This is a genomic window from Dysgonomonas sp. 521 (genome assembly GCF_010501055.1).
In the GTDB taxonomy this organism is placed as follows: Bacteria; Bacteroidota; Bacteroidia; order Bacteroidales; family Dysgonomonadaceae; genus Dysgonomonas.
Window position 1 is genome coordinate 65277 of record NZ_QVMO01000007.1, and the last position, 16150, is coordinate 81426.

Consider the following 16150-nt stretch of genomic DNA (forward strand, 5'->3'; position numbering starts at 1 on the left):
CTGGAAGGTCGAGATTCTTCGTTGCACTCAGAATGACAAAGAGAGTAACAATTTGACAGAGATGTTTTACTTATGACACACTCTCTTATTTATATTCGGTAGTGCCGCATATTCTCTCCTCTTATAAATATTGCGATATGGAATGATTATTTCCAATATAACGTACCAGATATATTCCGTTTTCGTATTGAAAAAACACATACCATTGTGTATTCCGGTTCTTCTTGTATACGGCGTAATGCAACTCTTTCCCGTATTTGTCAAAATAAGAAGGTGCTTTTTTCTTGAGTTTTCGGGGCAGTGAAATCGTGATATCACGGATCAAATCGTTTACATAATCAAAGGCCGCGTCTTCAAAACCGAAATAGTCCTTTTCGTAAAGCAATTCGATCAACTCTAAAAAATAGAGCTTCACTTCTTTCGTTAATAATACCCTCATTTATTTTTTCTGAACATTGCTCTAATTTCAGGCTCAATTGCTTTCAAAAACTCCTCACCTGTCATGGCATTCTTTATATCCTCTTCCGAAATCAAAGGTTTTTTCGCCCCTAACTCCAATTTTTTCTTGCCTCTGGTTATAATAATTTTTTCATTCTGAGCCATATCCAGATACTTTGAGAGGTTCTGCTTAAATTCTAATTCTGTGATGACTGTCATAATTATATCTGTTTTAGCTTGATACAAATGTACAAAAAACATCTCTAAAACATCTCTAAAAATTTGAACAAATAAAATTTAAACAGGCTCTAATAAGGACATTGTTGTAAACAAAGTCAACATTGGCTTTCTTTTTTTGTTATATAAAAAAGTATATTTGTCAATTAAACAAATAACATAAAAACAGAACTATGATTTTAAAACATTTTACCGACAACGACTTGTACAAGTTCTCCGTAATGCTGGCAATACAAAAACTGTATCCGTGGGCATATGTGAAATATGCATTTACCAACCGTGGAGGGACACAGTTCCCCGAAGGGTTTGCCGAACGGATGCGCGAAGAAGTAGCCTCTATGGCAAATCTGAAACTGACACAGGAAGAAAAGCAATTCATCAAGAACAAATGCTACTTTTTCGACCCTGTATTTGTCGATTTCCTCGAAGGATTCAGGTACAAGCCCGAAGAGGTAACCATCACCCAAAACGGCGGAGACCTGAGCGTTGTAATAGAGGGTTACTGGTACAGGACCGTACTTTGGGAAGTCCCTTTGCTGGCTATCATATCCGAGCTTTATTTCCGGATGACTGGGGCTGAGCCGCACGATGTGGAAGAAAAGGCCATAACAAAAGCGAAAGCTCTGGCCGGGATGAAAGCGGATTATTCGGAATTCGGTACCCGCCGCCGCTTTTCGTTCGATGTAGAAGATAAAGTCATAGCCGCATTGCAGGCAAATTCGGGAGAATACTTTAAAGGTACGAGCAACGTATACTTTGCGATGAAATACAATACGATCCCAATAGGGACAATGCCGCACGAATGGTTTATGTTCCACGGAGCGGTTTTCGGCTACCGTTCGGCCAATATCAGGGGGCTGGAATCGTGGGTAGACGTATATGACGGAAGTCTGGGAATCGCCCTGACAGATACATACACCACCGATTCATTTTTCAATTCGTTCAGCCTGAAACAGGCCAAACTGTTTGACGGAGTGCGCCACGACAGCGGAGACCCTCTGACCTTTGCCGATAAAGCGATTAAGTTTTATGAGCAAAACCGCATCGACCCGACATCAAAAACGCTTGTATTCAGCGACTCCCTGAATCTGGAAGCTGTGAAAGAAATAAAGGAACATGTAGCGGGACGCATACACGACACTTATGGGATAGGTACATTCCTGTCTAACGATGTAGGTGCGAAAGCGCTGAATATAGTAATCAAACTGACGGATGTGAAGTTACATAAGAAGGATGCTAATTTCCTACAAGCCGTTAAGTTGTCGGATGTAGCCGGAAAACATACCGGAGACCAGAAAGAAATTGATTTGAGTCTGAGAACATTAGGCTTGGAATAATAAGTCAAAATGATGAGGCCGACCTGATATCTATAGGCAGGGGACTTCTGAGGAATCCATACTTTGCATTACATGCTGCAAAGTAACTAGATGATGAAGTAAAATATCCACCTCAGTATGAGCGGATGAGATAAATCTTGGTATATTTTAACAAAAACAAAGAATAGTATAAGAATTTATGATATCTTTGTCGGAATTTATTAACTAAATAATATCACATTCATGAAAAAACTACTACTTCTCTTGCTGGTTATTCCGTTTATTTTCGGTTCTTGTAGCTCAGATGATGATGACAATAATTCCCTTAATGGTACTACATGGGAGTCTTACGAAGATGAAGGGGACGGCTATATTTATAAAAGCACTCTAACTTTTTATGAATCTACTTATAGTGGATATGGCTATGAAGAATATAATGGTAAGAAATATGAATTTCAAGGTACCGGAACATATAAGTACAATCATCCGAATGTTACATTTACTGAAGACGGAGAAACCTATACAGCTAAGATATCAGGTAACAAAATGATCGTAGGCGAGGAGGATATAATTTATACAAAGAAATAGTAAATTTATATTTTAAATAGAGTTTATATTCAATAAAAGAGTAAGATGCATATTTTTAGGAGTTTTAGTTGCCACGACTTTCAAGTCGTGGATAATAATACAGATAGAAAACGACTTTAGTCAAAACATTTTGGCTAAAGCCATTATCTGATTAGACTATTATCCTCCAGCTAAAGCAGGAGGCAATTAAATCACAGAGAATAAACCATATATAATCTTATTGAATATAAACTCTAATACTAAAAAGGCAATCTGACAAATTGCCTTTTATTTTTTCTTCTCTGCAAGTTTATTTAAGATTATGATTCTTTTATCTCATAATACTATTTATGAGATAAAAGGGTCGCTCTGGGTTGAAGTATACTATTATAAATCAATCTTCTGTTTTGCAGTCAGGGTTCTAAGTCCACGAAGTGGGCTAATCATGGATAACTACGGGTAAAACCCGTGGAAAAATCGGATAGAGGAGAGACCGTCTCCGTAGGAGGCGAATGGCATTTATTTTTGCTATTTGCCTCCTACGGAGACATATTCTTCTGCCAGTTCCTGCCACGGGTTTTACCCGTGGTTATCCACCTTCAGTCCCTTCGGGACAATAAGTTACTGTGCTTTTTAACCCTTGATTCGCATTATTTATGCCAATCAGGAGTTGAGAAATGGCTTGAAAAGCCAAATCTTCATAACCGCGGGTCATTGACCTGCGGAAAAAGGATGAGCAATACCAGCTGTCTGAAAGACAGGACATACTGTGTGTCCTGCCGCTTCGGGCAGGGGGAGTGTAATTGCCCCTTGCTGCGTAAACTACGCTGCGCTTACATACGGTTAGGAAGATTCTGCCTTTCAGGCAGGTGTTGAGCTGCTTTCAACCCCTGATTCGCATTATTTATATATCTATAGAACAAAAAATATAATGGATTGAATTTAACAATATCTAACTCAATCCATTATATTATATATACAAATCTGCCTGTATCTATTCTTCCATCAAATCCAGCACACGGTCATATCCCCATTTTTCATCTACATCGTCATCCGATGTAAATACATTCTGCCAGTTGAAGTCAACAACCTCAATCCTCTTTGAGGCGGAACCATCCCAATTTACGGTAAAGCCCTGTTCCTTCAATTGGGAAACAACCTTATTCCCTACTATTATAGCTTCTTTATCATTTTTTTCTTTCTCTCCGTAAAAGCCGATACACAGTGTTCCCGTTTCGATAACACGTTCCAGATCCTGACCGTGGTAATAACAATATCCTACAGGTTTCACTCCACTGTCTTCCAAATCCTGCCATACATCCTGTACATCATAGATGGCATCGGACTGTGTATACCCTGCATTATGCAAAGCCACAATTTTCTGTTTACATAGGTTGTCAAAAACGGTATGTAGTTTCTCCGTATCGGTAGGATGCTGCCATGTCTTACTTGCAGCCTCGTTCTTAGCATACTCTTTACTAAAAGTGTCGCGAATCCATTCTTCCGTGATTTCGCTTTCCCAGCCTTCATCTTCTACCGCTTCCAAAGCATCGGTTATAATATCTTCTAAAGAATCAAATCCTGATTTTATACTAATAAGGAAATGATCATAGAGATATTTTTCATTTTCTGTCATAGCGTAAAAAAATTAAGAAACTTCGCGAAGCCATCCCAAAATCTGTCATCCTGTGCTTGACATGGAATCCCCCCAAAAAAGGTTTATCGGGAGATTGCGGGTCAAGCCCGCAATGACAACTGTTCTATTTTATTATTGAGACAACTCCGGCGTACTTGTGTTAAAAAAAATAAGGTTTATATTAATAATCATCGAACTCTAATCTAATCGCATAATATTGGCACCAAGCTGGTTAAGGCGCACATCGATATTCTGGTATCCTCGGTCTATCTGCTCAATATTATGTATCGTACTCTTTCCGTCGGCACACATGGCAGCGATGAGCAACGCTATACCGGCGCGAATATCGGGAGAGGTCATTGTTGTAGCGCGCATAGGGCGTTTTCCCGTACCTATAACCGTTGCACGGTGCGGGTCGCAAAGTATTATCTGGGCTCCCATATCGATCAGCTTATCCACAAAGAACAAGCGGCTCTCAAACATTTTCTGGTGTATCAGCACACTACCCTTAGCCTGTGTAGCTACCACAAGCAGCACACTGATAAGGTCAGGGGTCAGTCCCGGCCACGGGGCATCGGCTATGGTAAGTATTGAGCCATCTATAAATGTATCTATTTCGTATTCTTTCTGGGCCGGAATATGTATATCATCCCCTTTTCTCTCCAACTGTATTCCCAAACGGCGGAATGTATCAGGGATAATACCGAGATCGTCATAAGCGACATTCTTTATAGTGATTTCCGACCCGGTAATAGCGGCCATACCGATGAAGCTGCCTATCTCTATCATATCCGGCAAGATACGGTGTTTCGCTCCTGACAAAGAATCAACCCCTTCGATACGAAGCAGGTTGGAGCCCTGCCCGTCTATTTTTGCTCCCATTTTGGTCAGCATACGGCACAGTTGCTGCAGGTAAGGTTCGCAAGCCGCATTATAAATCATTGTTTCTCCTTCGGCGAGTACTGCGGCCATGATTATATTTGCCGTACCCGTCACAGAGGCTTCATCGAGAAGCATATAGGCTCCTTTCAGCTTGTCCGCCGTAATATTATACACCTGCTGCGAACTATCGTACTCAAAATCAGCACCCAGTTTCTGGATTCCTATGAAGTGCGTGTCGAGGCGGCGACGTCCTATTTTATCCCCACCGGGTTTTGGCAAAATAGCTTTACCGAAACGGGCTACCAGAGGGCCTATAATCATTACCGAACCTCTCAAAGATGCACTTTTCTTGAAAAAATCGGGTGTCTGAAGATAATCTATATTAACCGTTTCGGCCTTGAATGACCATGTATCTTCGCTCAAACGCCGGGTTTCCACTCCCATTTCGCCAAGTAAGGCAATAAGGTTGTTTACATCCAGAATATCGGGTATATTTTCTATAATTACTTCTTCGGGTGTGAGCAACGTTGCACAGATAACCTGCAACGCTTCATTCTTTGCTCCTTGTGGGGTAATCTCCCCGCTCAGGCGACAACCTCCTTCTATAATAAATGATGCCATATTTCTACAGTTAACAGGGCCCCTAACCCCCGAAGGGGGAATAAGCCTCCCCTTTGGGGAGATTGGGAGGGGCTTTAATTTTAAAATATTCTTACTTCCGGTTCCAATTCTATTCCAAAGATGCTTTTTACCGCACCTTGCACTTCATTCATAAAGCGCACTATATCGTTGCCATCGGCCGAACCATAATTGACGATAATAAGCGGCTGGTTCGGGTATGTCCCTATATCCCCTGCTCTTTTGCCTTTATATCCCGCCTTATCTATCAGGAAGGCGGCAGACGTCTTTACCAAACCGTCTTTGTAGGGGAATGCCGGCAGATCAGGATATTCCGCCTTAATCTTATCTGCGTGCTCCTGTGTGATATACGGATTTTTAAAGAAGCTGCCTGCATTGGGCAGGACTTTTTCGTCCGGCAGCTTCCGTTGCCGCACACGAATGACGGCATCGCGGACATCCTGAACAGAAGGTTCTTCTATATCTTCAAGTTCCTTGTTCAAATCCGCGTATTTAGGAACATATACAAATGTACGTTTCAGATGGAAAACCACAGAAAGGATGAGATATTTATTTGTCCGTTTGAAGATACTGTCGCGGTATCCGAATTCGCATTCAGCATTCGAGAACGACAATGTTTCTCCCGTTTCCATGTCAACGGCAACCACCTCACGTATTACATCTTTTACTTCAGCGCCGTAAGCGCCGATATTCTGTATCGGGGCAGCGCCTACCGTTCCGGGGATCAAAGAGAGGTTTTCTAATCCGACAAAGCCGCGCTCTACACAGTATGCGACAAACTCATCCCAGTTTTCGGAAGCGTTTACCTCCAGAAATATATCTTCGTCTTCTTCCTCCTCGTCCGAAATCTCACGCAGGCCTTTGATATTCGGGTAAATAACCAGCCCGTCAAAATCTTTCGTAAAGAAAAGATTGCAGCCTCCCCCTATTATCAGCTTCTTCTCGTGAGGATAGTCGGATAAACACTTGCGAAGTTCTTCTATCGTAGTGGGCTGACAAAAAATCTTCGCTAAAGCCTCTGTCTTAAATGAATTGTAATTTTTTAATTGGGTTTTCGTATAATAGTCCATTTCAGGAATTATTGATTCAACATAAGCCGGATCAGCGCTTTCGCTTCAACCAGACAATTAATATAGCCAGTACGACGACAATACCAAATATTATCAGTGCTGTCTGCCAATGGCTCATTATGAATTTCACAATGAAGATAAGCGCCACCACGGCTACTACGATGCCGGCAACCTGTAGTACGCGGCGAATAGTCATCTTCCTTTTAGCTGCGCGTTCTTCTTCACTGATCGAGTCTTCTTCATCGTCCTCTTCGATGTCATCAGTTTCGGCTTTTTCGTCCGGCTGCGGCTCAATGGCGGCTGTTTCAGGTTCTATAGTTTGCTCCTGTACATAGCTTTCTTCCAGTTCAGGAACTATTTCATGTATATCCGTATAATCTTCAACAATCCGATCCTCCACCTCTGCGTCGGCCTCAGATAATTCATTATCCTCATTAATGACAGGGGAATCTTCTTCCATATCTTCATCCGCGAATTCTTCGGGGAGCAGTGGTTCCTGCTCATTAACGTCATCCCTTACATCTTCATAAGGGACATAACCTTTTGCCGCTTCCTCTTCCAAAGATGGCTCCAGTTCTTCATATTCTATATCTTCGGGCTGATATAAAGGTTCTTCCTGCCCTTCATAGATTTCCATCGGGATATCATCCGGATTGACATGGCTGTCAGCTTGCGGCACTGCTGTTTCTACATCCTTTTCTTCGGTTTCATTCCCTGCTGCGATTGTTTCTTCTTCTTTACTTTCTTCAATAACAGCAGCAGGAGGTACAACTTCTGGTTCTTGCGGTATAGCTACCGGCTCTACAAGAGGCTGCATAACCATTCTGCTGGCTTGCGCGGCTTCGGTATCCGACAAGCGGATAACAGTATCTACCCGCGAGGAGGCTACTTTAGTATCAAAATCCCCGTCTTCAACCATAGCGATCAATTCGTCCTCTATGGCAGGATATTTAATCATCAGGGATTTCAGTGCGTTTGCAAAATCACGAAAACGCTGGATTTTATCTATCTTTGACTTTACCTCTTCGCCACTACCGGCGGACAAGTCCAGCACTTTATCGGCTAATATAGATTTTAAACGTTCCATTATTTAAATTCTCCGGATTATATCTTATTTTACTATTTTACCAAAACTTTCCAATGGTTCCTTTAGCTGAATGGCCTCCGCTGTTTTCAAAGCGAGTTCCCACCAATCTGCAAAGCCCAAATCGTCATCCTGTATTCCATTGTTTATCTCAATAAGTTCTTTCCAGGCTTTACAATATAGCTTAAACGATTTCAGAAACCCCAACCGGTATCCCAACGATGTTGCTTCCGCAAAATGTATCCGGAGGCCTTTTTCCTGCGACAGGGACAATATTACCTGCTCATTATCAGGAGTAGTAAAGGCAAAAGCATTGAAGCCATCCGGTAAAAAAATCCTCATGGAATCTCCTTCCAGCAGATTTAAAGTTTTCAAAAAATCGGCAGTAATATATGACCAGTAATACCTTGTCAGGCTATATATTTCCTTCCATTCTTCAATAACAGGAGATAATGTAAATACAGCATCTTCTGCGGAAGGAAACCACATCGCAAATTCTACATTGTTTAACTTGTCCCATTCGAGTAATTCCCCTACAAGACCTCTAAAGCAGACTATCGAATTGCCACGCGAATAATCGCCTGCATTACCGGACGATATATTATCGGTTTCCATACATTTGTTCGTAGTACTTCAGATAGTCGCCCGAAGTTACTTCCTCTACCCAAGCCTGATTGTCGAGATACCAGTAGATCGTTTTCACAATCCCCTTGTCGAAAGAGGTCTCCGGCAACCATCCTAATTCTGTCGATATTTTAGTAGGGTCGATAGCGTAACGCTGGTCGTGCCCCTGACGGTCTTTTACGAATGAGATAAGGTTATCATTGATCCAGCTTATATCGATGCTGCCGTCCGCAGCTGTTTCTTTTTTCTTCAGTACTTCACGGTATTTCGGCTCTTCGGCCATAATGTCGTGTATCGTTTTAATGACCAGCTTAACAATCTCGATATTCTTACGCTCGTTATGGCCTCCCACATTATATACTTCTCCAACACGTCCCTTATGAAGCACGATATCTATCGCTTTACAGTGGTCGTCTACATACAACCAGTCGCGTACATTGCTTCCATCGCCATACACAGGCAGTTGTTTGCCTGCAAGTATGTTACGTATAATGAGAGGGATCAGTTTTTCGGGAAAATGATACGGCCCGTAGTTATTCGAACAACGTGTTATATTTATAGGCATCTTGTACGTTTCGCCGTATGCCCTTACTATCAGGTCGCCGCCTGTCTTTGCAGCGCTATATGGCGAACGCGGATCGAGAGGGGTGGTTTCGGTAAAATATCCTTCTTCGCCCAATGAGCCGTAAACCTCATCTGTAGACACTTGCAAGAATTTTACACCTTCGCGCCAGATGGGATAGTTATTATCATCCTTACCTACTGTCCAGAATTTCTTTGCAGTATCCAGCAGGTTCTGAGTACCAAGTATATTTACTTGCAGGAATAACTGAGGATTTTCGATACTTCTGTCAACATGGCTCTCGGCAGCAAAATTAACGACATAGTCTATCTGGTGCTCTGAGAAAACCTTTTCGGTAATCTCCCTGTCGCAAATATCTCCCTTGACGAATACTACACGCGGATCTTTCAGCTCCTGAGCCAGCGTTCCGAGATTTCCGGCATAAGTAAGTTCATCAAATACAACCAGTTTCGCATCGGTATGTGTTGCCAACATGCGCTTCACAAAATTTGAACCTATAAATCCGGCTCCGCCTGTAATTAAGTAAGTCATTATAATATTCAGTATTTAAGTTATTATTCGCAAAAATAAGAAAAAAACAACACTAAAAACATCCATAACATGATAATATCTGGTAAATTTATTAAACCCAATAAATCCGGTTTGAAAAAATGTCACTTTTTTGAGAAAAAATTTAACAAATAGATATTTTTTTTATACTTTTGCAGCATCCATAAATCAAAAACCCGTTTTTACAATGAAAGCAGAATTAGTATTAGAAGATTTGAAACGTAGATTTCCGAATGAGCCGGAATACCATCAGGCCGTTCAGGAAGTATTGGAATCCATTGAAGAAGTTTATAACCAACATCCTGAGTTTGAGAAGGCAAACCTAATCGAGAGATTATGTATCCCTGAACGTATTTTTTCTTTTCGTGTAACATGGGTTGACGACAAAGGTAATACTCATACCAATATGGGATACCGCATACAACATTGTAACGCTATAGGGCCTTACAAAGGTGGATTGCGCCTGCATGCTTCGGTAAATCTGTCTATTCTGAAGTTCCTTGCTTTTGAGCAAACATTCAAAAACTCGCTGACAACATTGCCTATGGGTGGAGCCAAAGGTGGTTCCGACTTTAACCCTAAAGGTAAATCGAGCGCCGAAGTAATGCGCTTCTGCCAGGCTTTCATGCTTGAACTATGGCGCAATATAGGCCCCGACACCGATGTGCCGGCAGGAGATATAGGCGTGGGCGGCCGCGAAGTAGGTTATTTCTTTGGTATGTACAAGAAGCTTGCGCGCGAGTTTACCGGAACATTCACAGGTAAAGGGCTGACTTTCGGGGGGTCGCTCATACGCCCCGAAGCTACAGGTTACGGGAATGTGTATTTCCTGCTGGAAATGCTCAAAACTCAAAATATTGACATCAAAGGTAAGAAATGCCTTGTATCGGGTTCGGGTAACGTGGCCCAATATACTTGCGAGAAACTGATAGAACTGGGAGCAATCCCTGTAACATTATCGGATTCGAACGGATATATCTATGATCCGGAGGGTATCACTACCGAAAAACTGGAATATGTAAAAGAACTGAAAGAGCTATACAGAGGACGAATCAGCGAATATGCCGAAACTTATGGTTGCAAATATGTGGCAAACGCCCGTCCTTGGGGAGAAAAAGCGGATATAGCATTACCTTCGGCAACACAGAACGAAATAAACGGAGAGGATGCTAAAAAAATAGTAGCAAACGGAATTATCGCCGTTTCGGAAGGGGCGAACATGCCATCTACACCCGAAGCGATAGAAGTATTCCAGCAGGCAAAAATATTATATGCACCGGGAAAAGCGGCAAATGCGGGAGGTGTTTCTGTTTCGGGGCTGGAAATGACCCAAAACTCGGAACGTATAAGCTGGTCTGCTGAAGAGGTTGACGAAAAACTGAAGTCAATCATGCAGAATATCCACGAAAACTGTGTGAAATACGGTACTGAAAAAGACGGATATGTCAACTATGTGAAAGGCGCTAATATTGCCGGATTTATGAAAGTAGCCAAAGCTGTAATGGCGCAAGGCATCGTGTAAAGAATAATTTAAGTTAAGATAGAACGCCGCGGAAATTAAATGTTCCCGGCGTTTTTATTTTGTGCAGGCCGCAAATTCACTTTCGTTTTTCACCACGGAGTAACACAGGGTTACACGGAGTAAATAATGCGAATCAAGGGTTAAAAAACACAGTTACTTATTGTCCCGAAGGGACTGAAGGTGGATAACCACGGGCTAAACCCGTGGCAGGAACTGGCTGGAAAATATGTCTCCGTAGGAGGCAAATAGCAAAAACAAATACCATTCGCCTCCTACGGAGACGGCCTCTCCCCTATCCGCTTTTTCCACGGGTTTTACCCGTAGTTATCCATGATTAGCCCACTTCGTGGACTTAGAACCCTGACTGCAAAACAGAAGATTGATTTATAATAGTATACTTCAACCCAGAGCGACCCTTGATTCGCATAAATAATTAATGCGAATCAAGGGTTAAATGTGCCGTTAGGCACATCATATTGGTAGAAACATGAATGAAATTCGTTTTTTTGTGCCGTCAGGTACAAAATGTGAATTGTTCTGTAGATATTGCGTACCTGACGGCACGCAATTAACCGGTTAAAGCTTCTTTCTACCAACATTCAGTCCCTAAAGGGACAAAAAATAGCACATTTAACCCTTGATTCGCATAAATAATTAAAATAAAACACACATTCATCTCCGGAGACGACACAATAAACTATTGTATTTATCAACACCTGGTCCGCATTATTTTAAAACAGTCCCCCTCTTCATCTTTCATCAAAACCCAATATCTTTATCTTATATTAGCTAACGATGCAACAGAAAAGTAACAATGGAAAAACAATGAAAAAGATGTCACTTTTGTCACTTTTTCAAATATCCGGTAACAATTAAGCAACTCAGAATAAATACATTATAAAACAATAATGTTAAAATAAAAATAACGGGGCAGTAAAAAAGTAACAACCGAAATAAAAAGATGGTTCTATAACGTTTTGTATGAGATGTATCAATTATTGGTAGAAAAAGAATATAATTGGCTCGCAGCCGTCCCTTCTGTCCTGCGTTGCGTACCTAACGGCACGCCTTGGTTTTCGAGACACAAATTTTCTACCAATATTTTATCCCTATCGGGATAAGAGCCATCCACTAGAAACGTTATATTAAAAAATATTGAGCCAATAGCTATAAAAAAGATTTGCTATAAAATTTAAACAGACTCTAAATAATACGTATTTTTGTATGAATTAATTCCTATAATTATGAATGACTGGAAAGACCGTCTGAATGTTGTGTATTCCACAAATCCGGACTTTAAATATGAGACAGAGAAGGAGGATGAACCGGATACCCTCCCCAAAGAAAAGCAACTCTTGCGCATTTCGCTGGATAAGCGTAACCGTAAGGGAAAGGCCGTCACACTGATTACCGGATTTGTAGGTACGAATGACGACCTTGAAGACCTTGGTAAATTACTGAAAGTGAAATGCGGTGTCGGCGGCTCGGCTAAAGACGGCGAAATCATTATACAGGGAGATTTTCGCAACAAAGTTTTAGAACTGCTCCAAAAAGAGGGATATGCCAAAGCACGCATCATTTAATGATGAGATAAACCTTTATGTATATAAAGCCTCTGCCGGTTCGGGAAAGACACACCGGCTGACAGAGAAATACCTGAGCCTGCTCTTTTCGTCCCCATACGCGTACAGGCACATACTCGCCGTGACCTTTACCAATAAGGCTACGGACGAAATGAAAAGCCGCATCATAGAGGAACTGGCGAATATCGCCACCGGCAGGGAATCGGAACACATCAGCTTCCTCTCGCGGGAATACAAGTACAATGAGGAACAGGTAAGGAAAGAAGCGCGTGATATATTAATCCGCATACTGCACGATTATTCGGCTTTTTCGGTAAGTACTATCGATAGGTTTTTCCAGCAGACGATGCGCGCCTTTACCCGCGAAATTGGTCTGGGCGGCGGTTACAGCGTAGAACTTGACACCGGTAAAGTTTTGGGAGAGGCTATCGATTCCATGTTATACGATTTGGAGCGCAGCGACAACAAACTCCTGTTAGACTGGCTGATACGCTTCTCGGAGGAGAAGGTGGAAAACGGCGAAACATGGAATATACGCAACGATATACAATCCCTTTCTTCCGAAATATTCAAAGAAAGCTACAAGGCGTACAGCAACCAGGTACAATCCGACATCAACGATAAGCAACTGATGACGGACTATAAGGATATGCTCTTTGCCATTATCCAGAACTTTGAAAACACCTCTCAACAGATTGGCGAAAAAGGGCTGAATATAATGACCCGCTACGGGCTGAAAGCCGAAGACTTTAAAGGAGGTTCACGTTCGCCTTTTGCAGGATTTCTGAGATGGGCCAACAGGACAATCGTGGAACCGACCAATACCTTCCGCACACTGGCCGACAACCTTGCCGGATGGTACACCAAGACTACAGACGCGGCGACACGGGACAAGATAGAAACCGCGTATCCCGAACTGAATACCTGTATTTGCGATATAATAAACCATTATGACAATTCGCTGATTTACCAGACGGCATACGAAATAAACCGGTATTTCTTCACATTGGGGATATTGGGCGATGTGGATAAGAAAATACGAGAGTACAGTGCGGAGAACAATATTATGCTCATATCCGATACTACCGAACTGCTTAACCGCATCATAGAAGGCAATGAGTCTCCTTTCATTTACGAAAAAGTAGGTTTAAGGATAAACAACTATATGATAGATGAGTTTCAGGATACATCGGGCATGCAGTGGCAGAATTTTCTCCCTCTGGTAAAAGACAGCCTGGGAAGCGGGAACAAGAATTTCATAGTGGGAGACGTAAAGCAAAGTATCTACCGCTGGCGAAATTCCGACTGGAAACTACTGGACGAACAGCTGGATAAAGATTTCAGGACAGAGGGCATCATACACGAAACGCTGGATACGAACTGGCGAAGCTCCTGCAATGTGATCTCTTTCAACAATGCCGTCTTTACCGCCGGGGCAGCACTGTTGCAGGAAACATACAACAGGTCGTTGCAGGATATAGAAAGTGCGTCTCTCAAGCCATTCCTTTCGCGAATTACAAAAGCTTATGACGAACTGTACCAGAAGATACCTGACAGCCACAAGGACAATGAGGGGCGCGTAAGGATTGAGTTTGTTGACACGGACGAATATGTATGGCAAGAATACGCGTTGGAACAACTGCCTGCTCAGATAGAGCAATTGCAGGAAAGAGGTTATAGCCTGAAAGACATAGCCATACTGGTACGCACAAAAAAAGAAGGCGCGGATGTGGCAAACCGCCTTCTGGAATATAAAAACCAGCATGCAGACTCAAAGTACAGGTATGACATTATATCAGACGAAGCGCTCTTCGTCAGCAACTCAAAGAGCATCAAGCTGATAGTAGCCCTGCTGAAATACCTGCACAACCCGCAGGATAAGTCATTGAAAGCGCTGGCCGTGTTTGAATATTTCAAATATAGCAAACAGCTTAGCGCCGAAGAAGCCCTGCTGAAATACTTCTCAGCCAAAGACGACTTGCCGGAGCATATAACCAATAGCCTGAAACATATCAGGGAACTTCCGCTATATGAAATGACGGAGGAGGTTTTCAACCTGTTTCGCGATGCGATGGAAGACAATGAACAGGTATATATCCAGTCGTTTCTGGATATGGTGCTCGATTTTACGATACGTAATTCTTCGGATCTGGATGCCTTTCTCAGGTGGTGGGACGAAACGGGAACCAATAAGACCATCTTTACACCCGATGGTCAGGATGCTATCCGCATTATGACAATACACAAATCGAAAGGGCTGGGTTTCAATGTCGTACTGATCCCCTTCTGCAACTGGGAGATAGACCACAAGCTGACAACGATACTCTGGTGCCATCCACAGTCCGAACCGTTCAACAGGTTGCACCTTGTACCCGTGAAATATTCACAAAAACTAAAGAACACCATCTTCGCATATGAGTATTTTGACGAACGGCTCCATGCTTTTATCGACAATGTAAATATATTATACGTAGCTTTTACCCGTGCCAAAAACGAATTGATAGCATTTGCGCCAAAGCCTAAGAAAGAGGACATTACGAATATCTCGTCACTATTGTGGGCTACAATAAACCAGTCCGTTCCTGCCCTGTCCGGCAATCCGTCTTATATCAACCTGAACGAGTCGCTGGATGATGAAACGGATATTTTTGAAACCGGCAAAAACTATCTGCCTGTAAAAAAGGAAAGGCAGCCATCGGCAAAGGAAATAAGAGTAGACAGCCTGTCCAGTATCCCGTACGACGAAAGGGTAAAACTCCAGCTGAAGAACAAATACTATTTCACTGACACCGGACAGCGCGACTATGGCACGCTGATGCACGAGATAGTCAGCAAGGTGCAGACTGTAAACGATATATCAAATGCCGTGGAGGCGTATTATATAGCAGGGGATATAACCACCGGTGAAAAAGAAACAATAACCCGCCTGTTGCAGGAATATCTGTCAAACCCAATCGTGAAGCCTTGGTATTCCGGCGAATACAAGGTGCTGAATGAAGTACAGATATTACAACCCAAAGGCAACTTTATCCGCCCCGACCGGGTTATGATAAATGATAAGGAAGTGATTGTCATCGATTACAAATTCGGGGAAAAGGAGAATAAGAAGTATATCCGGCAGGTAAAATACTATACCGACCAGATTCGCAAGATGGGTTACCCGGATGTAAAAGGCTATATTTGTTATATAAAACTTGGTAAAGTGACAGAAGTATGAGAAGCCTTTCGTACAAAGGATTTCGGAGGCACACCAGTCAGCAAATTAACTAAAAATCAGATTGTTTTAACATTTTTAATACTGCTATGGTAAACTATTTTGCCTGCAGCCACGTTAATATTATGTGTTTTTCATAGTATTAGATTTAAGGTTAACAATGAAGATTGGTTGTCGTGATGACAACCTTTTCTTTTTTATATAAG

General features: G+C 42.2%; 13 protein-coding genes. 5 read left to right on the plus strand and 8 right to left on the minus strand.

From position 1 onward, the window contains the following. Nucleotides 1-121 precede the first annotated feature (121 nt). Complete coding sequence (locus D0T84_RS03775; RefSeq protein ID WP_163306185.1) at nucleotides 122-439, minus strand: hypothetical protein; 318 nt, start codon at nucleotides 437-439, stop codon at nucleotides 122-124. After that, nucleotides 436-657 carry a hypothetical protein gene (locus D0T84_RS03780; protein ID WP_163306187.1) on the minus strand — a complete coding sequence of 74 codons (222 nt, stop codon included), beginning with the start codon at nucleotides 655-657 and terminating at the stop codon, nucleotides 436-438. The genes D0T84_RS03775 and D0T84_RS03780 overlap by 4 nt, the downstream gene beginning before the upstream one ends. A 191-nt stretch (nucleotides 658-848) precedes the next feature. Between D0T84_RS03780 and pncB the strand changes: the two genes are divergently transcribed. Further along, nucleotides 849-2012 (plus strand): nicotinate phosphoribosyltransferase, encoded by a 1164-nt coding sequence (gene pncB / locus D0T84_RS03785; protein ID WP_163306189.1) that lies wholly within the window; start codon nucleotides 849-851, stop codon nucleotides 2010-2012. Between the two features lie 222 nt (nucleotides 2013-2234). After that, nucleotides 2235-2579: a hypothetical protein gene (locus tag D0T84_RS03790; RefSeq protein WP_163306191.1), complete on the plus strand. Its 345-nt coding sequence runs from the start codon at nucleotides 2235-2237 to the stop codon at nucleotides 2577-2579. A gap of 973 nt (nucleotides 2580-3552) precedes the next feature. Here the strand turns inward: D0T84_RS03790 and D0T84_RS03795 are convergent. From D0T84_RS03795 to rfbB, 6 genes are all read right to left on the minus strand, one after another. Then, nucleotides 3553-4194 (minus strand): hypothetical protein, encoded by a 642-nt coding sequence (locus D0T84_RS03795; RefSeq protein ID WP_163306193.1) that lies wholly within the window; start codon nucleotides 4192-4194, stop codon nucleotides 3553-3555. A 198-nt stretch (nucleotides 4195-4392) separates the two neighbouring features. Then, on the minus strand, nucleotides 4393-5697 hold the full coding sequence (gene murA, locus D0T84_RS03800) for a UDP-N-acetylglucosamine 1-carboxyvinyltransferase (RefSeq protein ID WP_163306195.1): 1305 nt from the start codon (nucleotides 5695-5697) through the stop codon (nucleotides 4393-4395). An 80-nt stretch (nucleotides 5698-5777) separates the two neighbouring features. Next, entirely contained in the window at nucleotides 5778-6785 is a 1008-nt protein-coding gene (gene murB, locus D0T84_RS03805) for a UDP-N-acetylmuramate dehydrogenase (protein ID WP_163306197.1), read from the minus strand. A 31-nt stretch (nucleotides 6786-6816) separates the two neighbouring features. Then, a complete protein-coding gene (locus D0T84_RS03810) occupies nucleotides 6817-7872 on the minus strand; it encodes a hypothetical protein (protein ID WP_163306199.1) in 1056 nt (351 codons plus the stop codon). Between the two features lie 24 nt (nucleotides 7873-7896). Continuing rightward, nucleotides 7897-8484 (minus strand): hypothetical protein, encoded by a 588-nt coding sequence (locus D0T84_RS03815; protein WP_163306201.1) that lies wholly within the window; start codon nucleotides 8482-8484, stop codon nucleotides 7897-7899. Next, nucleotides 8471-9610 carry a dTDP-glucose 4,6-dehydratase gene (gene rfbB / locus D0T84_RS03820; protein ID WP_370525415.1) on the minus strand — a complete coding sequence of 380 codons (1140 nt, stop codon included), beginning with the start codon at nucleotides 9608-9610 and terminating at the stop codon, nucleotides 8471-8473. Before rfbB ends, D0T84_RS03815 begins: the two co-directional genes overlap by 14 nt. Before the next feature lie 202 nt (nucleotides 9611-9812). On the opposite strand from rfbB, the gene D0T84_RS03825 reads away from it, so the two are divergent. The 3 genes from D0T84_RS03825 (at nucleotide 9813) to D0T84_RS03835 (ending at nucleotide 15947) form a co-directional block, all read left to right on the plus strand. Then, entirely contained in the window at nucleotides 9813-11147 is a 1335-nt protein-coding gene (locus tag D0T84_RS03825; protein ID WP_163306205.1) for an NADP-specific glutamate dehydrogenase, read from the plus strand. Between the two features lie 1244 nt (nucleotides 11148-12391). After that, the gene (locus D0T84_RS03830) at nucleotides 12392-12730 is read left to right on the plus strand and encodes a translation initiation factor (protein WP_163306207.1); all 339 of its coding nucleotides are present in this window, start codon (nucleotides 12392-12394) and stop codon (nucleotides 12728-12730) included. Next, the gene (locus D0T84_RS03835) at nucleotides 12708-15947 is read left to right on the plus strand and encodes an exodeoxyribonuclease V subunit beta (protein ID WP_163306209.1); all 3240 of its coding nucleotides are present in this window, start codon (nucleotides 12708-12710) and stop codon (nucleotides 15945-15947) included. The genes D0T84_RS03830 and D0T84_RS03835 overlap by 23 nt, the downstream gene beginning before the upstream one ends. Nucleotides 15948-16150: the final 203 nt, after the last annotated feature.

Coding starts and splice junctions, on each gene's coding strand:
- D0T84_RS03775 (WP_163306185.1), bottom strand. CDS start 439: ATGAGGGTATTATTAACGAAAGAAGTGAAGCTCTATTTTTTAGAGTTG.
- D0T84_RS03780 (WP_163306187.1), bottom strand. CDS start 657: ATGACAGTCATCACAGAATTAGAATTTAAGCAGAACCTCTCAAAGTAT.
- pncB (WP_163306189.1), top strand. CDS start 849: ATGATTTTAAAACATTTTACCGACAACGACTTGTACAAGTTCTCCGTA.
- D0T84_RS03790 (WP_163306191.1), top strand. CDS start 2,235: ATGAAAAAACTACTACTTCTCTTGCTGGTTATTCCGTTTATTTTCGGT.
- D0T84_RS03795 (WP_163306193.1), bottom strand. CDS start 4,194: ATGACAGAAAATGAAAAATATCTCTATGATCATTTCCTTATTAGTATA.
- murA (WP_163306195.1), bottom strand. CDS start 5,697: ATGGCATCATTTATTATAGAAGGAGGTTGTCGCCTGAGCGGGGAGATT.
- murB (WP_163306197.1), bottom strand. CDS start 6,785: ATGGACTATTATACGAAAACCCAATTAAAAAATTACAATTCATTTAAG.
- D0T84_RS03810 (WP_163306199.1), bottom strand. CDS start 7,872: ATGGAACGTTTAAAATCTATATTAGCCGATAAAGTGCTGGACTTGTCC.
- D0T84_RS03815 (WP_163306201.1), bottom strand. CDS start 8,484: ATGGAAACCGATAATATATCGTCCGGTAATGCAGGCGATTATTCGCGT.
- D0T84_RS03825 (WP_163306205.1), top strand. CDS start 9,813: ATGAAAGCAGAATTAGTATTAGAAGATTTGAAACGTAGATTTCCGAAT.
- D0T84_RS03830 (WP_163306207.1), top strand. CDS start 12,392: ATGAATGACTGGAAAGACCGTCTGAATGTTGTGTATTCCACAAATCCG.
- D0T84_RS03835 (WP_163306209.1), top strand. CDS start 12,708: ATGCCAAAGCACGCATCATTTAATGATGAGATAAACCTTTATGTATAT.